At 61.6% G+C, this 471-nt stretch carries 1 protein-coding gene; it reads right to left on the bottom strand.

Annotation, left to right across the window (positions count from 1 at the left end; genetic code table 11):
- Positions 1-99 precede the first annotated feature (99 nt).
- Positions 100-471: SDR family NAD(P)-dependent oxidoreductase (locus AB4Y42_RS44185; protein ID WP_368697889.1), on the bottom strand; the 372-nt coding region annotated here is incomplete at its 5' end.

Below are 471 nucleotides of genomic sequence, written 5' to 3'. Positions count from 1 at the left end.
TCGTGTCTCCTCGTGTCTCCTGTATCGCGCGAGCGCGCGGACGGCATCATGTGCCGCTGTTGTTCTTCGTGGCGTTGCCGGGGGTGCGGCGCGCTGCGCTCAATAAGTCGCGCGGCCGCCCGACAGATCGAACACCGCGCCCGTGCTGAACGCGCAGTCTTCCGACGACAGCCACAAAATCAGCGACGCCGCCTCTTCAGGCAGCAGGAAGCGGTTCATCGGTATCTTCGAGAGCATGTAGTCGATGTGCTGTTGCGACATCGAATCGAAGATTTCTGTTTTGGCGGCAGCGGGCGTGACGGCATTGACGAGAATGTTCTTCGTCGCGAGCTCCTTGCCGAGCGATTTGGTGAGACCGATCAGCCCCGCCTTCGACGCGCTGTAGTGCGACGCGTTCGGATTGCCCTCCTTGGCCGCCACCGATGCGATATTGACGATGCGGCCATAGCCCTGCTTCAGCATCTGCGGAAC

The sequence above is a fragment of the Paraburkholderia sp. EG286B genome (assembly GCF_040965655.1).
Lineage (GTDB): Bacteria > Pseudomonadota > Gammaproteobacteria > Burkholderiales > Burkholderiaceae > Paraburkholderia.
The sequence above is the reverse complement of the archived record's forward strand: the minus strand, read 5'-3'. Positions and strand labels throughout refer to the sequence as shown.